Source organism: Streptomyces sp. IMTB 2501 (genome assembly GCF_001953885.1).
Classification (GTDB): Bacteria; Actinomycetota; Actinomycetes; order Streptomycetales; family Streptomycetaceae; genus Streptomyces.
In genome coordinates this window covers 13,764-31,696 of the sequence record NZ_MQUS01000021.1, presented here as the reverse complement: position 1 = coordinate 31,696, position 17,933 = coordinate 13,764, and the positions used below count along the sequence as shown (strand labels likewise).

The 17,933-nt window shown below is 72.0% G+C and carries 16 protein-coding genes; 10 read left to right on the top strand and 6 right to left on the bottom strand.

From position 1 onward, the window contains the following. Positions 1-146 precede the first annotated feature (146 nt). Together AV521_RS30365 and AV521_RS49500 are read left to right on the top strand one after the other, a co-directional pair. The gene (locus tag AV521_RS30365; RefSeq protein WP_076092791.1) at positions 147-722 is read left to right on the top strand and encodes a sigma-70 family RNA polymerase sigma factor; all 576 of its coding nucleotides are present in this window, start codon (positions 147-149) and stop codon (positions 720-722) included. A 1-nt stretch (position 723) separates the two neighbouring features. Next, positions 724-1,653, top strand: coding sequence for a hypothetical protein (locus tag AV521_RS49500; protein ID WP_256725718.1), 930 nt, complete (start codon positions 724-726; stop codon positions 1,651-1,653). Positions 1,654-1,931: 278 nt separating this feature from the next. Here AV521_RS49500 and AV521_RS30355 read toward each other — a convergent pair whose 3' ends face one another. Next, positions 1,932-2,474, bottom strand: coding sequence for a CGNR zinc finger domain-containing protein (locus tag AV521_RS30355; protein WP_076092787.1), 543 nt, complete (start codon positions 2,472-2,474; stop codon positions 1,932-1,934). 111 nt (positions 2,475-2,585) lie between these two features. Between AV521_RS30355 and AV521_RS30350 the strand changes: the two genes are divergently transcribed. The 5 genes from AV521_RS30350 (at position 2,586) to AV521_RS30330 (ending at position 7,166) form a co-directional block, all read left to right on the top strand. Then, entirely contained in the window at positions 2,586-3,032 is a 447-nt protein-coding gene (locus AV521_RS30350; RefSeq protein WP_076092785.1) for a VOC family protein, read from the top strand. Between the two features lie 2 nt (positions 3,033-3,034). Beyond that, positions 3,035-4,006, top strand: coding sequence for a pyridoxamine 5'-phosphate oxidase family protein (locus AV521_RS30345; RefSeq protein ID WP_076092783.1), 972 nt, complete (start codon positions 3,035-3,037; stop codon positions 4,004-4,006). A 9-nt stretch (positions 4,007-4,015) separates the two neighbouring features. Beyond that, positions 4,016-4,477, top strand: coding sequence for an NUDIX hydrolase (locus AV521_RS30340; RefSeq protein WP_179023483.1), 462 nt, complete (start codon positions 4,016-4,018; stop codon positions 4,475-4,477). A 216-nt stretch (positions 4,478-4,693) separates the two neighbouring features. Next, complete coding sequence (locus AV521_RS30335; protein ID WP_179023481.1) at positions 4,694-5,821, top strand: serine hydrolase; 1,128 nt, start codon at positions 4,694-4,696, stop codon at positions 5,819-5,821. A gap of 151 nt (positions 5,822-5,972) precedes the next feature. After that, positions 5,973-7,166, top strand: coding sequence for a glycosyltransferase (locus AV521_RS30330; RefSeq protein WP_076092980.1), 1,194 nt, complete (start codon positions 5,973-5,975; stop codon positions 7,164-7,166). 130 nt (positions 7,167-7,296) lie between these two features. On the opposite strand, the gene AV521_RS30325 is transcribed toward AV521_RS30330, so the two are convergent. From AV521_RS30325 to pepN, 3 genes are all read right to left on the bottom strand, one after another. Further along, positions 7,297-8,106 carry an SGNH/GDSL hydrolase family protein gene (locus tag AV521_RS30325; protein ID WP_076092781.1) on the bottom strand — a complete coding sequence of 270 codons (810 nt, stop codon included), beginning with the start codon at positions 8,104-8,106 and terminating at the stop codon, positions 7,297-7,299. A gap of 171 nt (positions 8,107-8,277) precedes the next feature. Beyond that, positions 8,278-9,315 carry a hypothetical protein gene (locus AV521_RS30320; protein ID WP_076092779.1) on the bottom strand — a complete coding sequence of 346 codons (1,038 nt, stop codon included), beginning with the start codon at positions 9,313-9,315 and terminating at the stop codon, positions 8,278-8,280. A 227-nt stretch (positions 9,316-9,542) separates the two neighbouring features. Further along, positions 9,543-12,134, bottom strand: coding sequence for an aminopeptidase N (gene pepN / locus AV521_RS30315; protein WP_076092777.1), 2,592 nt, complete (start codon positions 12,132-12,134; stop codon positions 9,543-9,545). 159 nt (positions 12,135-12,293) lie between these two features. Here pepN and AV521_RS30310 point away from each other — a divergent pair, with 159 nt between their 5' ends. Next, complete coding sequence (locus AV521_RS30310) at positions 12,294-12,938, top strand: DsbA family protein (RefSeq protein ID WP_076092775.1); 645 nt, start codon at positions 12,294-12,296, stop codon at positions 12,936-12,938. A 118-nt stretch (positions 12,939-13,056) separates the two neighbouring features. Here AV521_RS30310 and AV521_RS30305 read toward each other — a convergent pair whose 3' ends face one another. Next, positions 13,057-13,704: a superoxide dismutase gene (locus AV521_RS30305; protein WP_076092773.1), complete on the bottom strand. Its 648-nt coding sequence runs from the start codon at positions 13,702-13,704 to the stop codon at positions 13,057-13,059. 185 nt (positions 13,705-13,889) lie between these two features. Here AV521_RS30305 and AV521_RS51215 point away from each other — a divergent pair, with 185 nt between their 5' ends. Beyond that, the gene (locus AV521_RS51215) at positions 13,890-14,309 is read left to right on the top strand and encodes a hypothetical protein (protein WP_076092771.1); all 420 of its coding nucleotides are present in this window, start codon (positions 13,890-13,892) and stop codon (positions 14,307-14,309) included. Continuing rightward, positions 14,306-16,504 carry a tetratricopeptide repeat protein gene (locus tag AV521_RS30295; protein ID WP_076092769.1) on the top strand — a complete coding sequence of 733 codons (2,199 nt, stop codon included), beginning with the start codon at positions 14,306-14,308 and terminating at the stop codon, positions 16,502-16,504. The genes AV521_RS51215 and AV521_RS30295 overlap by 4 nt, the downstream gene beginning before the upstream one ends. On the opposite strand, the gene AV521_RS30290 is transcribed toward AV521_RS30295, so the two are convergent. Next, positions 16,477-17,889, bottom strand: a complete 1,413-nt coding sequence (locus AV521_RS30290; RefSeq protein WP_076092767.1) for an amino acid permease — start codon at positions 17,887-17,889, stop codon at positions 16,477-16,479. The two genes, AV521_RS30295 and AV521_RS30290, sit on opposite strands and share 28 nt — an antisense overlap. Between the last annotated feature and the right edge of the window lie 44 nt (positions 17,890-17,933).

Here is a 17,933-nt window from a genome sequence, read left to right as displayed (position 1 = left end):
CGCGCCGCAAGCTGTGCTGTCCCGACCCTGCCCGTACGGACCCCGGCCACACGGCGGTGTGACGTACGCCTCTGCGGACCGCCGCTCCCGGCCGAACGTTTCGGCCCGCCGCCGCGTCGTAGGGGCAGACGCGGAGGGGGTGGCTCGTGCTGCGCGGAGGGACGCGCCGCGACCAGGGGGCGTATGTCGCGGACACGGACCGCACGGACGAGGCGGACCGTACGGACCATGTCGGTGACGACCCGCTGGACGCGGCCCAGGAACGCCGGGTGCGGGCGGTGCTCGCGCTCGGCGGGGTGCCGCAGTCGGACCTGCCGGACGGGGTGCAGCAGGTCCGGCTGCGACTGCTGGAGCGGACCGCGAGCGGGCAGGAGGCACCGCGGGACGTGTCGGCCTGGGCGGCGGTGGTCGCCTCCCACCTCGCCATGGACTGGCACCGGGCCAAGCGCCGCCAGGACCGGCTGGGGGAGCGGCTGGCCGCGCTGCGGGAGCCCGCGCACCCGTCCGGCGAGGAGACCAGCCTGCGTTCCCTCGCCGTCGCCCGGGGCCTGGACGAGCTGCCCGCCGCCCAGCGGCAGGTGCTCGTCCTGCGCTTCTTCGCCGACCTGCCCGTGCGGGCCATCGCCGAGGAACTGGGCATCCCCGAGGGCACGGTCAAGAGCAGGTTGCACACGGCGGTCCGCGCCCTGCGTGACCGCCTGCACGAGGACGAGGTGGTGTGACGTGACCGCCGGGCAAGGGGGTACGCAGGGGGCCGCAGGCGCGGGGAATGCCGGGGAGTACGACGGCATGGACGCGCTGATGGCCGCGATCACCGGGGAACCGTTGCCGGAGGAGGCCCGCCGGGATCCCGCTTTCCTCGCCGAACACCGGGCTGCCGAAGCCGATGTGGTACTGCTGAAGGATGAACTGGCTTGGCTGGCGGAGGCGTTGGCCGGGGATCCGGCAGACAGCAAGCCGGTGGACAGGGAGGCGGCGGACAAGGAAGCGCGCCCGGCGCCGGAGGCACTGGCACCGGGTGAGCCCGCACGGCCCGTCCCGCCCCCTCGGCCACCCCGCCGTCCCCTCGGCGCCGGCCGCCGCCCCGCAGGTACCGCCCGCCCCCCACGTCCCCCACGCCCCGGCCGCCCCACCGGCCCCCGCCGCGCGCTGCGCATCGCGCTCGGATCGCTCGCCGGTGCCGCAGCCTTCGTGCTGGCCGTCGGGTTCGGCTGGATGGTGACGCACTCCGCCGGCTCGGTCGACGACAGCGGGGCCGCGAGTGCCGCCGACAGGAATGGCAAGGCTTCCGGGGCGGAGACCGGACCGTCGGCCGGCCTCGCACGCGAACTCGCCTGCTCCCGGCTGGTCGTCGAGGGCAGGGTGGCGAAGGTGGAGCCGGAGAAGTCGCCCCTCTGGAGCCGGATCACCCTCACCGTGACCCGCTCCTACAAACCCGCCCACGGCCCGGCGGAGGTCACCTTCCAGCTGGCCGGTGGCGCGCAACCGCCCCCGCGCACGGGACAGCATGTGCTCGTCACGGTCGGTGCGGGCCGGCGGAACGCGAGCCTCTGGGCCGTGGGAGACGCCCGTGTCGCCGTCAACCGGGCATGGATCACCGAGGCGTTGCCCCAGTCCCGGCATACGACCTGCGCCCCCGGCGGCTCCCCCTAGTACCCCGACAGGCAACGTTCGCCCCGTCGCGACGCCCGGCACGCCCTCTCGCCGCACCGGCCGAAAGCCCACGTACGCCCAGCCCATCGGGTACGGCCTCCGGCCGGCACACCTGGAGCACGCACCGGACGCCGCTCCCCTACGGGCAAACGTTGCCTGCCGGGGCACCAGGCAGAAGGGCGGGCCCCATCCGGCACCCGCCCCTCACCCGCCCCCACCCGGGCGAGCCGCTCCGGGCTGCGGCGTGGCCTTCTCGATCCTCATGTCCGCCCCACGGGTCAACTCTCCTTCGAGCGCGCGTAATGCCGGGACGCCTTCGCGCGGTTGCCGCACGCGGCCATCGAGCACCAGCGGCGGGTGCCGTTCCGGGACGTGTCGAAGAAGTGCAGGATGCAGCCGCCGCCGGAGCAGACGCGGATCCGCTCCGGGGCCCGGCCGAGCAGGTCCAGATAGTCCCGGGCGGCGAGCCAGGCCGGACCCCAGGCCGGATCGGCGAACTCCGGCTCCTCGGCGGGACCGTCGGCGGTCAATCGGGCCCGGATCCGCCCGTGCGCCAGTACGGCGTCCACGAGCGGCGCCGCCACCCGCGGTGACCCGTGTACCGCGGCCGCGAGCGCCTCACGTGCCTCGCGCAGATGACGCAGTACCTCCGCGTCGGCCGGGTGGGCGCCGGTCAGTCCGTTGCTCGTGAGCCACACCGCAAGCCCGTCGGTGTCGACGAGCAGGTCCTGGGTGACGCCTTCCCGGTTCCACCGGGTGTTGAGCAGGTCGAGCGCGAGGGGCTCACCGGTGAGCGGGCGGGGATCGCGGACGGCGGACATCGGGCTCTCCTTCTCTGGCTAACCACTAAAGCGTACGTCACCGGTTGACATTCTTATGTCTAACCTCTTAACCTCATGAGGTAGGTTAGGTACTTCGAAGGAGAACACACCATGGCTCCGCGCATCGCGCACGCAGGCCTGAACGTCACCGACCTCGACCGCTCGCTCGCCCTCTACCGCGACCTCCTCGGCTTCGTCGTGCTCGCCGAGGGCAAGGAGGACGACCAGCGCTGGGCGATGCTGGGGGAGACCGGCGGCGCCCCGCTCGTCACCCTCTGGCAGCAGGCGCGGGGGTCGTACGACAGCGGCCGGCCCGGACTGCACCACCTCGCCTTCACGGTCGACTCGATCGACCGCGTCCGGGAGTACGAGACCGCGCTGCGGGCCGCCGGAGTGGAGTTCGCCCATGAAGGTGTGGTCGCCCACCGCGAGGGCGGGACATCGGGCGGGATCTTCTTCCACGACCCCGACGGCATCCGCCTGGAGATCTCCGCCCCGCTCGGTCCCGAGGGCGCCCCGGCCCCTCACGCGGACGCCCCGACCTGCGGATTCTTCTAGCCATGGGCACCTATCACGCGGGCTCGCTCGCCGTGCAGGAACTGCTGGGCGTGCGCGACCGCGCCGAGCACGTGGGCCGCTCCCTGGGTCAGGGCATCAAGCCGATCGCGGCGGCCTTCCTCGAACTGCAGCCGCTGCTGATGGTGGGCGCGGCGGACCCGGAGACGGGGAGGGTGTGGACCTCATCGCTCACGGGCACACCCGGTTTCGTCCGGGCCACGGGTCCAAGGCGGATTTCCGTCGTCACTGATGCCGGGCATGAATCTGGTGGGCGGTCGGACAGCCGACCTCGAAGGGCGCGGGGAACTGCGCGAGCAGCCGACGGCAGCCCGCACCCGGCCGACGGCCTGAGCGGCCCCCTCGCAGTGGCGCTGAAAACCCCCGGCACCCACGTAGGCGCCATCGCCCTGGATCCCCGCACCCGCCGCCGCATGCGCCTCAACGGCCGGCTCAGGCCGACACCCCGCGGCTTTGCCATAGAGGCGGACCAGGTCTTCTCCAACTGCCCCCGGTACATCCAGCGCAGAGAGTCGTACGAAACGGTCACCGACCGCACGCCCGGCACCCCCCGCCTCCTCACCGAACTCGGGCCGCGCGAAAGGGAGTTCATCCGGTCCGCCGACACCTTCTTCCTGGCCACGGTCCACCCCGGCGGAGCCGACGTCAGCCACCGGGGCGGTAACCCCGGCTTCGTCAGGGTCACGTCACCGCGCGAACTCACCTGGCCGGACTACCCCGGCAACGCCATGTTCCTCACCCTCGGCAACCTGCGTACCGATCCCCGCGCCGGTCTGCTCTTCCTCGACTGGACCACCGGCGACACCCTCCAGCTCACGGGCGAGGCGCACACCGACGTCACCGCCGGAGGCGACCGCACGGTCCGCTTCGCGCTCACCCAGGCAGTCCTGACCCCGGCCGCCCTCCCCCTGCGCTGGTCCGCGCCGGAGTATTCACCGGCCAACCCCAGCGGTTAACGTCGGTCGATGCAGCGCAAGTTGAGGGTGGCGGCCTACGCCGTGTGTGTCCGCGACGAACAGATCCTGCTGGCCCGTTCACCGGGGCCCGACGGAACTCCCGAGTGGGTGCTGCCCGGTGGCGGCATGGACCACGGCGAGGACCCGTACGACACCGTCCGCCGTGAGGTCGCCGAGGAGACCGGTTACCGGATCGAGGTGACCGGTCTCCTCGGTGTCGACTCCCTCCGGCTGGTCGGCCACCCCCGCGTCGGCCGCCGTACCGACCACCACGGCCTGCGCCTCGTCTACGCGGGAGAGGTCGTCGGCGGCGAACTCCGTTACGAGGTCGGCGGATCCACCGATCTCGCGGCATGGCAGGACCTTTCGGTCGTACCGGACCTGAACCGGGTGCCGCTGATCGACATCGCGCTGCGTCTGTGGCGCGAACGCCCCGCGAACGGTCGTCTCGCCGCAGGAGACCTTCCATGACCGAGCCCGGTACCCCGCGGTGTCCGTGTTCAGCACGCTGATCGAGTCCGCCGCCCCGCCCCGCACCGACTTCGCCGGCCTCTCCCGGACCGGCCTCGGAGCTTGTACTGAAGAAGGGCTGAAATTCACTCAACTGAGGTAACAGAAGGCAACCTTCGCGCACCCGGTGCCGGTTTCTTCCCCTGACCGCACGAACACCACAGGTTGGGGGAAGACATGCGTGTACGCGCGACTCTGGTGGGCGCCACGGCCCTGCTCGTCTCCGCGGCCCTGGCGGCTCCGGCGGCATTCGCCTCGGAGGGCGGTGGGCACGCCGCGACCCGCAAGGCGGTCGAGGCGGCCGTCGCGGCCGGGGTGCCCGGTGCGACCGCCACCGCGAGGGACGCCCACGGCACCTGGTCCGCCACCGCCGGCGTGGGCGACCTCGGCACGGGCAGGCCGCGCTCGACGGCCGACCGCTACCGCGTCGCCAGCATCACCAAGACCTTCGTCGCCACCGTCCTGCTCCAGCTGGAGGCACAGGGCCGGCTGTCCCTGGACGACACCGTGGACAAGTGGCTGCCCGGCGTCGTCCACGGCCACGGTCACGACGGCCGCCACATCACCGTCCGCCAGCTGCTGAACCACACCAGCGGCATCTACAACTATCTCGCCGACGCCGGTTTCCAGCGCACGTACTTCACCCCGGCCGGCTTCTTCGCGCACCGCTACGACACCGTCGACGCGCGCGACCTGGTGGCGGTCGCGATGCGGCACAAGCCGGACTTCGCGCCGGGCACCTCCTGGAACTACTCCAACACCAACTACGTACTCGCCGGAATGGTGATCGAGAAGGTGACCGGCCGCCCCTATGCCGCCGAGATCTCCCGCCGCGTCATCGGACCGCTGCATCTCACGGCGACGTCCGTGCCCGGTACGAAGGACACCCTCCCGCGGCCGAGCAGCCGGGCGTACTCGAAGTTCCACGACCCGAGCGGCCCCACGTACGACGTGACGACGCTCAACCCGTCCATCGCCTCCTCCGCCGGCGAGATGATCTCCGACTCCGCCGACCTGGACCGCTTCTACAGCGCCCTGCTCGGCGGAAAGCTCCTTCCGCCCGAGCAGCTGAAGGAGATGAAGACCACGGTCGACACGCGGATCGCGCCCAATATCCGCTATGGCCTCGGCCTCATGGACACCACGCTGACCTGCGGCGTCCACGTCTGGGGCCACACCGGCGGCATCCATGGCTCCTCGTCGGAGGTGGCGACGACGCCGGACGGCCAGCACTCCGTGGCGGTCAATTTCAACGGCGACTGGAGCGGGGACGCGGCGCCCGTCCTCGAAGGGGAATTCTGTTAGTCACTGTTTCATACGCGTCGTTTCGTGTTAACGCGTACGCAATGTCCGTACCGCCTCATATCGGCTAACCCGCTGTTCACGGGGATGGCTCGATCTTCTCGATCATTTATGCAAGGCGGGTGGTCGTGTGCGCGCGACACACGAGCTGCGTGTGCTCTCGGTCTATGAGGGTTTCTTCTCCGGAGGAGCCCGGATCGTGCACACCGACGTCGTACGGGGACTGGCCGAGGGCGGCCAGTCCCACCACGTCCTCAGCATCCATGGCGAGGTCCTGCGCGAGGCCACCCGGCAGCGCATGCAGGACGACCACTGCTACCGGGAGCTGACCGCCGGCGGCATCGGCGTCACCTCGCTCGGCCGCAGCGCGGGCCTGGTGGACGGGGCGCTCGCGGCGAACGTTTTCAGCGGGCCCGAGCTGGCCGAAACCGCGCGGGCGATGGCCGCGGCGGATGTGATCCTCTCCCTGAAGGAGCAGCCGCTGGCCCTGCTGAACCAGGCCGGCCTGCCCCGTCGGCCGGTCGTGGTCGCTCTGCACCGCTCCGACCCGGAGAACCAGGGCCCCGCGCTGGACGAGCTGAAGGCCGCCATCGCCGACGGCACCGTGGCCGCGTGCGTGTGCTGCGCCGAGTCCACGCGGGCCGCCTACGAGGCCGCCGGCATCCCGGCCCGGCTGCTGCACGTCATCCCCAACGGCGTCGACCTGCTCCGGTTCCGCCCCGACCCGGCGGTGCGGCTCGCCCTCCGCGCCTCGCTCGGGATCGCCGACCGGGCGCCCGTGGTCGTCTTCGCGGCCCGGTACGCCCCGATGAAGAACGTCCCCCTGCTGCTGCGCGCGGCCCGCGCCTGGCTCGCCCGCGAGGGCGGCGGGCACGTGGTGATGTGCGGGGCCGGGATGACCCCGGGCAACTCCGGGCTGCGTGCCGACCTCGCCGAAGCCTTCGCGGACGCGCCGGGCCTCGCCGACCGGGTGCATCTGCTCGGCGTACGGCACGACATGCCGGCCGTGTACGCCGCCGCCGACGTCGTCGCTCTGACCTCGGTCTCCGGGGAGGCGGCTCCGCTGTGCCTGATCGAGGGCATGATGTGCGGCGCGGTCCCGGTGACGACCGACGTCGGCGACAGCGCGGCCATCGTCACCGGGCTCGGCTTCGTCACCCCGCCGGACCCGGGCGCGATCGCCCTGTCCTGGACGGCCGCGGTCGCGGGCCGCCCGGATCTCGCCCCGGCCCTGGAGGCCGCCCGCGAGCGTTTCAGCCGCACCCGGATGATCGCGGCCTACGCGGCGCTGCTCGACCGTCTGCACGCGGAGGCCGTCCGCGCGCCGTCGCTCCCGGAGCCGCTGTAGGACCTGTCCGGCGGAACCTGCCGCAGGCGCGGGGGCCGGCACGCCGGTGCCGCGGATGCCCTGCGGCCTGATCCGCCGGACCGGCCCCGGCGGGCCCCGCCGTGGTTGCCGTAGCGCGCGCCGACCCGGTTCAGGAGACCCGGTCGAGGGCCGGGAGGTAGCCGCGCGCCTGCCCCGGCGCTGTCGGGTGGTACGACTCGGTGGGGGCCAGCACGTCGACACCGCGCATCCAGGGGCTCCGCGAGCAGATCTCGTGGCCGGCGAAGTCGGCCCTGACGTCGACGAAGGTGAACCCGTGATCGGCGGCGCGCCGGGCGATCATCGCGTCGAGGTGATCCACACCGGCGTTGACGGCGGCCCGCGCCCGGTCCTGCAGGCCGACCTCGCAGCCGCCCTTGAGGTGGTACAGGTGCGGATAGCCGAGCACCACGACGTGGGCGGCGGGCGCCCGGTCCCTGATGGCCGAGTAGAGCCGGTCCAGGTTGCGCACGAGCGGCCCGTCCATGGCTGAGAGGGCGCGGGCGACGGCGGACAGGCAGCGGCTGGTGCCGCCCAGGTCGCAGCTGGTCATGACGGCGGCGAAGCCCGCGTCACTGCCGCCGACGGTGAGCGTGACCAGCCGGGTACCGGGACCGAGCGGGCCGAGCTGGCCGGCCAGGACGTCGTCGGCCCCGGCGCCGTTGCACGCGGGGAAGGCGAAGGCCGTCGCCCCGTGCGCCTCGGCCCACAGCACGGGGAACGCCCGGCTGCTGCGCTTGCAGCTCTTGCGGCCGGGGAGGTAGTCACCGGCGCCGACACCGGCGGAGTAGGAGTCACCGAGGGCCACATAGCCCGCGGCCGCCGCCCGAGGAACCCCTTGGGCCGTAGCGGGGGCGGCGAAGACGCAGGCCGCGGCGAGCAGCAGAGCGGACGAACACGCCACCGTCCGAGAATGTCGCATACGTCCCATCTACTGTGCCCCGATCACCCACCGCCCGCCGGACTCGCCCGTCCGGGTGAACTTTCGGCAGGCGCCGATACGTGAGGAGGGGCCACCGGAATCGGTCCGGCGGCCCCTCCTCTCCCCTCCTGAGGGCTCTGTACGGCCCTCCTGATGCCTCCCGGTCCGTCACTACCGGGGGAGCACCACGACATAGGCGGCCGGGTCGCGGTCGACGGACGCCATCAGGGCCGTACGGACCACCGTGGCCTGCTGCTCGCGCGCGTCCCTGAGCTTCTTCGGGGTGATGTACACGACCGTGATCCCCAGCCGTTCCAGGTGCTCGCGCTTGCGGGCGTACTCCGACCACAGCGCGTCTTCGTCCTGCCGGGGCGCCCGGGTGTCGAGCTCCACCGCCACCGCCTGGTCGGGCCAGTACGCGTCCACGCCGCCGAGGTGCGGGCCGCCGGGCAGCCGCAGGTCGACGTTCCAGACCGGGTCGGGCAGCCCGTGCTCGCTCACCATCCGGTACAGCCGGTCCTCGGCGATCGAGCGGCCCTCAGCCAGGAGCGCGTCCACCGCGTCCACCACATGGGGCCGGTTCAGCAGCTTGGCAAGGGTCAACTCTCGGACGACGGCGGCCGGTTCGCAGTGGCCGCCGCGCACCGCCTCGGTCAGCAGCCGCCGTACCGCCTGCGCGTCCGTCAGCTCCGCCACCGCGTCCGCCAGGGCTCGTGGCACCGGCGCCACCGGCAGGCCCGCCACCGCCTTGGGCCTGGGCAGGGCGGGGGTGCGCAGGACGCGGACGTACCCCGCGGAGCGCACCCGGCGCTGACGCGGGATCAGGACGTCGACGTGGTCCAGGGACAGCAGCGGCGGGGTGGCCGAGAAGCCGTGGAGGGTGAGGGCGGCCAGGCCCGTGATCATCGCCTCCGCGTAGACCGGGCGGTGCGGTTCCTCCGCCGTCGGCTGGGCCGGGACGCCCGGCGTCGACTCGCGGGCCGCGTACAGCAGGGCCCCGTGCAGTCGCTCCTCGCTGGTCGGCGGGCCGGGGTGCAGCAGGACCACGTTCGGCAGCAGCAGCTGCCAGGGGCCGCCGGGGCGGCACTGCTCGCCCAGCTCGGCCGACGTCACACTGTGGGAACGGAGTTGACTCACCGTCAGGACACGGCGGTGGACGTCGGAGAGGTGGCGGAGGGGGCGGGGGGAGAGCGGGGTGTTGTGGGTCATGGCGTCGGGATTCCCGCGTCCGGACCCGCCCTTAACCGCTGTTACACGGCCGTCGATGAATGCGGACAAGGTGGGACTAAAGGTCAGGTGTTCGGGTACCGAGTAGGGACGGGAAACCCCTGGTCCGATCGGGTGCGGACCAGGGGTTACGGTTCTGATGGAACGAATTCCGTAACGGTCACCGGCGGCCCAAGCTCAGGCCAAAGGTCGGCCGGTGCCGGGCGGTGTCAGCCGGCGATCGCCGCCGCGTCGCACGCCTGTGCGCGCAGCGCCCGCGCCAGATCGTCCCGTGCCTCCAGCACCAGCCGGCGCAGCGCCGGCGCCGCGTCCCGGTGCGCCGCCAGCCACGCGTCCGTCGCCTGAAGCGTCTCCGGGCGGTCCTGCAGCGCCGGGAACAGGCCCCGTACGACATCCATGCCGATCTGGATCGACCGCTCCCGCCACACCCGCTCGATCGCCGCGAAGTACTTCTGCGCGTACGGCGCGGTCAGCTCCCGCTGCGACGGCTGTCCGAAGCCCGCGATCGTCGCCTCCACCAGCGCGTTCGACAGCGCCTCGGACTCCACCACCTGCGCCCACGCCTGCGCCTTGACCGCCGCCGACGGACGGGACGCGAGGCAGCGGACCTGGTGCCGCTTGCCGGATGCCGTGTCGTCACGGGCCAGCTCCGCCGCCAGCACGGACTCGTCGGCCGCGCCGTGCGCCGCCAGCGGCTCCAGGAACGCCCAGCGCAACTCCTGGTCCACCTCCAGGCCGTCGATCCCCGACGTGCCGTCCAGCAGGTCCGTCAGCAGCTTCAGGTCCGGCTCGGCGAAGGCGGCGGTCGCGAAGAACCGCGCCCAGGCCAGCTGGTGTTCGCTGCCCGGCTCGGCCGCCCGCAGCTCCCGCAGCGCACCCTCCGCCAGCAGCTCGGCGCCGGTCTCCCGCCACTGCGGGGCGGCGTAGTACTCCAGCGCCGAGTTCGCCCACGCGTGCAGCATCTGCAGCACACCGATGTCGGACTCGCGGCCCGCGAACCGCAGCACCAGACCGACGAAGTCCCGCGCCGGCAGCAGCGCGTCCCGGGTCAGATTCCACAGCGCCGACCAGCACAGGGCACGGGCCAGCGGGTCGGTCAGCGCGCCCAGGCGCTCGCGCAGGGTGGCCAGCGAGGTCTCGTCGAAGCGGATCTTGCAGTACGTCAGGTCGTCGTCGTTGACCAGCACCAGCTCCGGGGCCTCGGCTCCGGCCAGCTCCGCCACGACCGTACGCGGACCCTCGACGTCCGTCTCCACGCGCGCGTACCGCTCCAGCGCACCCTCGGGCGTACGGCGGTACAGGCCCACCGCGACCCGGTGCGGGCGCTCCTCGGGATGCGACTCCGGAGCCTCCTGCACCACCGCCAGCTCGGCCACCCGGCCCGCCGGGTCCAGCAGCACCTGCGGCGTCAGCGAGTTGACCCCGGCCGTCTGCAGCCAAGCACGCGCCCACGCGGACATGTCCCGGCCGCTGGTCTCGCCGAGCACCGACAGCAGGTCGCCGAGGCGCGTGTTGCCGTACGCGTGCCGCTTGAAGTAGCGGCGGGCGCCCTCCAGGAACGCGTCCTGGCCGACGTAGGCCACCAGCTGCTTGAGCACCGAGGCACCCTTGGCGTACGTGATGCCGTCGAAGTTCAGCTTGGCGTCCTCCAGGTCATGGATGTCCGCCGTGACCGGATGGGTGGAGGGCAGCTGGTCCGCGCGGTACGCCCAGGCCTTGCGGCGGTTGGCGAAGGTGATCCAGGCGTCGGTGAAGCGGGTCGCGCCGACGGCTCCGAACGTGCCCATGAAGTCCGCGAAGGACTCCTTCAGCCACAGGTCGTCCCACCACTCCATGGTGACCAGGTCGCCGAACCACATGTGCGCCATCTCGTGCAGGATGACGTTGGCCCGCGCCTCGTACGACGCCTGCGTCACCTTGCCGCGGAAGATGTACTCCTCGCGGAAGGTCACCAGGCCCGGGTTCTCCATCGCGCCCAGGTTGTACTCCGGCACGAACGCCTGGTCGTACTTCCCGAACGGGTACGGGTGGTCGAAGTGGTCGTGGAAGAAGTCCAGGCCCTGCTTGGTGATCAGGAAGACGTCGTCGGCGTCGAAGTGCGGGGCGAGCCCCTTGCGGCACAGCGCGCCGAGCGGGATCTCCAGCTTGGTCCCGTCCTCGAAGGTGCGCGTGTAGGAGTCGGTCACGTAGTGGTACGGGCCTGCCACCACGCAGGTGATGTACGTCGAGATCGGCTTGGTCTCCGCGAACTTCCATACACCGTCGGCCTGTTCGCCCACGCCGTTGCTCCACACCGTCCAGCCCTCGGGCGCGCGCACCTCGAAGCGGTAGGGCGCCTTGAGGTCCGGCTGCTCGAAGTTCGCGAAGACGCGCCGGGAGTCGGCCGGCTCGTACTGCGTGTAGAGATAGACCTCGCCGTCCTCGGGGTCGACGAAGCGGTGCAGGCCCTCGCCGGTGCGCGAGTAGGCGCACTGCGCGTCCACCACCAGCTCGTTCTCCGCGGCCAGGTCCTCCAGCGCGATCCGCGCGCCGTCGAAGACCTGGCCCGGGTCCAGGTCCCGGCCGTTGAGCGACACGGAGGTGACGCCCGGGGCGATCAGGTCGGCGAAGCTGGACGCCCCCGGTTCGTTGCAGCGGAAGCGGATCGTGGTCACCGAGCGGAACGTGCGCGGCGCCCCGCCCTTGGAGTCCCCGTCGCCGACGACGGCGGACCTGAGGTCCAGGGACACGTCGTACCCGTCGACGGACAGCAGGGCGGCCCGCTCCCGGGCCTCGTCGCGGGACAGATTCTCACCGGGCACGGGCGCACTCCCTCGTAGTCGCGTGCAAGGACGGCTGTGGATGACGGCTGAACAGGACCGATCCTGCCATGTGCCCCTGACAGGGGGCAGCAGGGAATGGCCGGGCGGACCGGGACGTTCTCACGGGAATACGGGAAAGCGTTCCCCTTGAGGAGAGACATGTCGGAGAAGACCCCCGTCGACTTCTGGTTCGACCCGGTGTGCCCCTGGGCCTGGATGACCTCCCGCTGGGTGCTGGAGGTGGAGAAGGTCCGGGACATCGAGGTCCGCTGGCATGTGATGAGCCTGTCGGTGCTCAACGAGGACCGGCTGGACGAGCTGCCGGAGGAGTACGCCGAGAACATGCGGCCCGGTGGCAAGACCTGGTGGCCGGTCCGGGTGGTGATCGCGGCCCAGCAGCTGCACGGCGACGAGGTGGTCGGCAGGCTCTACACCGCGCTCGGCACCCGCTTCCACAACGAGGGCCTCGGGGTGAACCGCGACAGCATCGCCGCCGCCCTCGCCGACGCGGGCCTGCCCGCCGACCTGATCGAGTACGGCGACAAGGACACCTACGACACCGAGCTGCGCGCCTCCCACAAGGAGGGCATCGACAAGGTCGGCCAGGACGTCGGCACTCCGGTCATCGCGCTGCCCGGCCCCGACGGGGAGCAGATCGCCTTCTTCGGCCCGGTCGTCACCCCCGCCCCGAAGGGCGAGGAGGCGGCCCGCCTGTGGGACGGCGCGGTCGCCGTCGCCTCGGTCCCGGGCTTCTACGAGCTCAAGCGCACCCGCACCAAGGGCCCGGACTTCAGCAACCTGTAGGTCTTGGCACCCGGCATGGGAGGACCCCCGCGAGTCACGTCCTCGCGGGGGTCCCCCGTTTTCCGCCTGCCGTCGTGAAGGGTGAGAAGACGATCACGAGGCAGGACGACCCGGTGGCTCAGGGAGCCAGCAGCAGTACGTCGGCGCGGGACCTGGCGGCCGTGTAACGGCGGGCCACGTCCTGCCAGTCGACGACCTGCCACATGGCCTCGACGAAGTCCACCTTCTGGTTGCGGTACTGCAGATAGAAGGCGTGCTCCCAGGCGTCGAAGACCAGGATCGGGGTGGCGCCCTGACCGACGTTGCCCTGGTGGTCGTAGACCTGCTCCACGACCAGCCGGCCGCTCAGCGGCTCGTACGCCAGCACGCCCCAGCCCGAACCCTGGGTGGTGGCCGCGGCCTTGGAGAGCTGGGCCCTGAAGGCGGCGAAGGAACCGAAGGACTCCCTGATCGCCTCCGCCAGCTCGCCCAGGCCGTCAGCGGCGAGCGGCTCACCGCCGCCGTCCTTCGGGCCGGTCATGTTCTGCCAGTAGATGCTGTGCAGGATGTGCCCGGAGAGGTGGAACGCGAGGTTCTTCTCCAGGCCGTTGACCGAGCCCCAGCTCTCCGTGTCCCGCGCCTCCGCCAGCTGCTCCAACGTGTCGTTGGCGCCCTTCACATAGGCCGCGTGGTGCTTGTCGTGGTGCAGCTCGATGATCTCCGGGCTGATCACGGGGGCCAGCGCCGAGTAGTCGTAGGGCAGGTCGGGCAACGTGTAGACGGGCATGGGTGATCCCCTCCGGAACCTTATTGCAAGTCACTTGCAACTACAAACTAGCAACAATATGACGGGGGTGAGCATCGGGGCGCGCGGAAACGGCAGTGGCGGATCGGGTGACCGGAGCGGTGAACGGGCGTGCCGGGGCGATGGCGGCCGCACTACTATCGAAGGTCGGAGAAGAGGGGGCGGCCATGGGGCCTGAGATCGCCGAACTCGCCAGAACAGCGGGGACGACCATGGTGACGCTGATGGCCGGACAGGCCTGGGAGGCGGCCCGTGAGGGCCTGGTCTCCCTCTGGCGGCGCTTCCAGCCGGACCGTGCCGAGGCCGTCGCCGGTGAACTGGACGCCGCCCGCGAGGACTTGCTGCTCGCCCAGCAGTCGGGCGACACCGACACCGAGGCCGAACTGACCGCCGAGTGGCAGGCCAGGGTCCGCCGTCTGCTGGCCGCCCGCCCCGAGGTCGCCGAGGAACTGCGCCGGATCCTCGCGGAGTTGACCCCGCAACTGCCGGACCAGCGGTCCTCGGTCGACATCCGGCTGCATGCCGAGGTCTCCGGCAGTGGCCGGGTCTACCAGGCCGGACGCGACCAGCACATCACCGAGCGATGAGCGAGCTCGGAGCCCGGGCGTCCGGGCAGGGGCGGATCTTCCAGACCAGTGGTGACCAGTACATCCAGGAGCATCACCATCACTACGGCGCCGGAGCCGGTGGTCCGCTCTTCGGCCGCGAGGGCGGGCCCTCGGCCGGCGGGTCCGGGCCGGCCGCCCCGGACTCCGTGCGCATTCCGCTCGTCGGCCGCCCGCCCGGGATCCTGCGCGACCGGAGGGAACTGCGCGCACTGCTGAGCGCGGCCGTCGCCGGTCCCGGCGGCGAGGTCCACGTCGTGCACGGCATGGGCGGCTGCGGCAAGACCGCGCTGGCGTACTGGCTGTTCACCGATGCCGTACGCGAACACGGCCGCGTCGGCTTCTGGGTGAACGCCTCCGAACGGATGTCCCTGCGGGCCGGGATGCTGGCGGTGGCCGGTGACCGGGGTGCGTCGAGCGGTGAACTGGCGGCCGCCGCGGCGGGGCAGCGGGCGGCGGCCGATGTGGCCTGGCACTATCTCGGCCGGTCCGCCGAGCCATGGCTGCTGGTCCTCGACAACGCCGACGACCCCGCCGTACTGGAGGAAGGGGCGTGGCTGCGCGCCGGCGGGCAGGGCACGGTCCTGGTCACCACCCGGCATGCCACGTCCCCGCTGTGGCACACACCCGGCACCCGCCTCCACGCGCTCGGCGTGCTGCCGCTGGACGACGCGGCCCAGGTGCTGTGCGACCTGGCGCCCGGAGCGGGGGACCTGCGGTCCGCGCGGAAGGTGGCCGCCCGCCTGGACGGCCTGCCGCTCGCCCTCACCCTGGCGGGCTCCCATCTCGCCCGCCCCCTGCTGGAGTCATGGTCCATGGACGAGTACGAGCGCAAGCTGGACGAGGAGTCGACAGTGATCGTCGACCGCGGTGCCATGGGCTACGGCGGCGGACAGTCGCGTCATCTGGTCAGCCGCACCTGGCAGTTGTCCCTGGACGCGCTGGCCGGACAGGGGCTGTCGGAGGCGACGACCGTGCTGCGGCTGCTGTCGTTCCTGGCCGCCGGTCCGGTGCCGCTGAGTCTGCTGGCGCCGCTGGCCCGAGGGGAGATCGCGGCCACCGGGCTCCAGCTGGCGCTGCCCCCGGAGCGGTTGGAGGCCGCGCTGCGCGGGCTGCTCGATCACTCGCTGGCCGAGCTGGTCGAGGCGGAGGGCGTGCGCTGCGTCCAGGCACACGGGGTGCTGCTGGACAGCGTGGCGGCGGGGATTTCGGACGCGCAGCGGGAGTGCCTCGCAGAGGTGGCGGGCGGGTTGCTGGAGACGGCACTGCCCGAGCGAGGGGACGTGTCGCCGGAGAGCCGCAGGCGGCTGGCGCTGCTGGCGCCGCACGGCTCACGCCTGCTGGAGACGGCACCGGGCGAGCGATCGGCGGCCCTCGGCGTGCGGCTGGTGCGGCAGGTGTACGAGACGGCGGACTACGGCGCGGCCATGGCGCTCTCCCGCGCCGTCGCCGACCGGACCCGGGCACTGCTGGGCGAGGACCATCCGGTGGCGCTGGACGCGCGGGACGTGGTGGGCAGGGCGCTGTTCCGCGTGGGCCGGTACGAGGAATCGGAGACCGTGCACCGGCAGGTGCTGGCACGCCGGGAAGCCCTGCTCGGGCCCGACGATCCGGACACCCTGCGCAGCTGCGCCGGCCTGCACCGGCCGCTCGATCTGCTGGACCGGGACGAGGAGGCCGAACACTGGCTCCGGCGCGCGATCGAGGGCATGCGCCGGGTGCTCGGCGAGGACTCTCCCGAGACGCTGTACACCTGGACGTCCCTGCCCGAGGTCCTGTCGCAGCTCGGCAGGGAGCGGGAGTGCGACGCCGAGCTGGCGCTGCTGATCCCGGCGTGCGAGCGGGCCCTGCCGGCGGACCATCTCACACTGGTCATGGCGCGCCACATGCAGGCCTACGCGCTGTGGCAGTTCGGGCGGTTCGCCGAGGCGGAGCCCGTGGCTCGCCGGGTGCTGGACGACCGGATGCGCATCGTCGGGCCGGACAACCGTTTCACGTTCGCCGCGCGGGGCCTGCTGGCCGAGATCGTGCACGGGCTGGGCCGCCACGCCGAGGCGATCGCACTCGTGAGCCGTGTGGTGGAGGACAGCGACCGGGTGCTCGGCCCCGAGCACCCGATCGTCAACCACTACAGCGCGACACTTGCCCGTTACCGGACCGAACCGGGCGCTCCCTGATCAGACTTGGCCGCCCGCGCCCGCTGCCAGGCGTACCCCACCGCCGCCAGCGCCAGCGTCATCCCGCCCGTCGAGTACAGCTGGACGCGGGTGTCCGCCTCCCGTGCCATCAGGACGAAGATCGTGACCATGCCCGCCAGGGCGACCCAGGTGAGGAACGGGAACGCCCACATGCGGACGACCAGCTTCTCGGGGGTCTCGCGCTCGATGCGGCGGCGCAGCAGCAGCTGGGAGACCGCGATGAAGATCCAGACGACCAGGATGACCGCACCGATCATGTTCAGCAGCCACTTGAAGACGTCGTCCGGCCGCCAGTAGCTGAGCAGCACACAGACGAAGCCCAGCACACAGGAGGTGAGCACCGCTATGCGCGGGACGCCGCCGGACAGCTTCGCCAGTACCTTGGGGCCCTGGCCGCGCTCGACCAGCGAGTAGGCGATGCGCGAGGAGCCGTAGATGTTGGCGTTCATCGCGGAGAGCAGGGCGACCAGGACGACTACGTTCATCAGCTGGCCCGCGCCCGGGATGCCGAGGTGGTCGAGCGTGGCGACGTACGGGCCCTTCGCCACCACGTCCTCGGAGTCCCACGGGACCAGGGTGACCACGACCGCCATGGAGCCGATGTAGAACAGCGCGATCCTCCACATCGCCGTACGGACGGCGGACGCCACGCCCCGGACCGGGTCCTCCGACTCGGCCGCCGCGATGGTGACGGTCTCCAGACCGCCGTAGGCGAAGACGGACGCGAGCAGGCCGATGATCAGGCCGTTGCCGCCGTGCGGGAGGAAGTGGCTCAGATTGGCGGTGCCGGGGGCGTCCGTGCCGGGCAGTACGCCCGCGATCGCCAGCACGCCGAGGATCAGGAACAGGCTGATCGCGCCGACCTTCAGCGCCGCGAACCAGAACTCGAACTCGCCGAAGTTCTTCACGGCGGCCAGGTTCGCCCCGCAGAACACGACCATGAACAGCGCCACCCAGGCCCACTCGGGGGTGCCGGGCAGCCAGCCGGAGACGATGTGCGCGGCGCCGATGCCCTCCAGGCCGACGGCCGTGCACAGCAGGATCCAGAAGGACCAGCCGGCCGCGAAGCCCGCCCAGGGGCCGATCGCCCGCTCGGCGTGCGCCGAGAACGAACCCGAGGAGGGGTAGGCGGCGGACATCTCACCGAGCATCCGCATCACCAGCATCACCAGCAGGCCGGAGAGCGCGTAGGCGATCACGATGGAGGGGCCGGCCGCGGCGATGCCCGCACCGGAGCCGACGAACAGACCCGCGCCGATCACCCCGCCGAGGGCGATCATCGACAGATGGCGCCGCTTCAGGCCGTGGGAGAGGCCGTCGTGTTGCTGTGGCGGCGTCTCGGTGGTCGTGCTGCTGCTGGGCATGGGCGCGGCTCTCCCCGTGCAATGGGCGGGCAAAAACCCCGCCA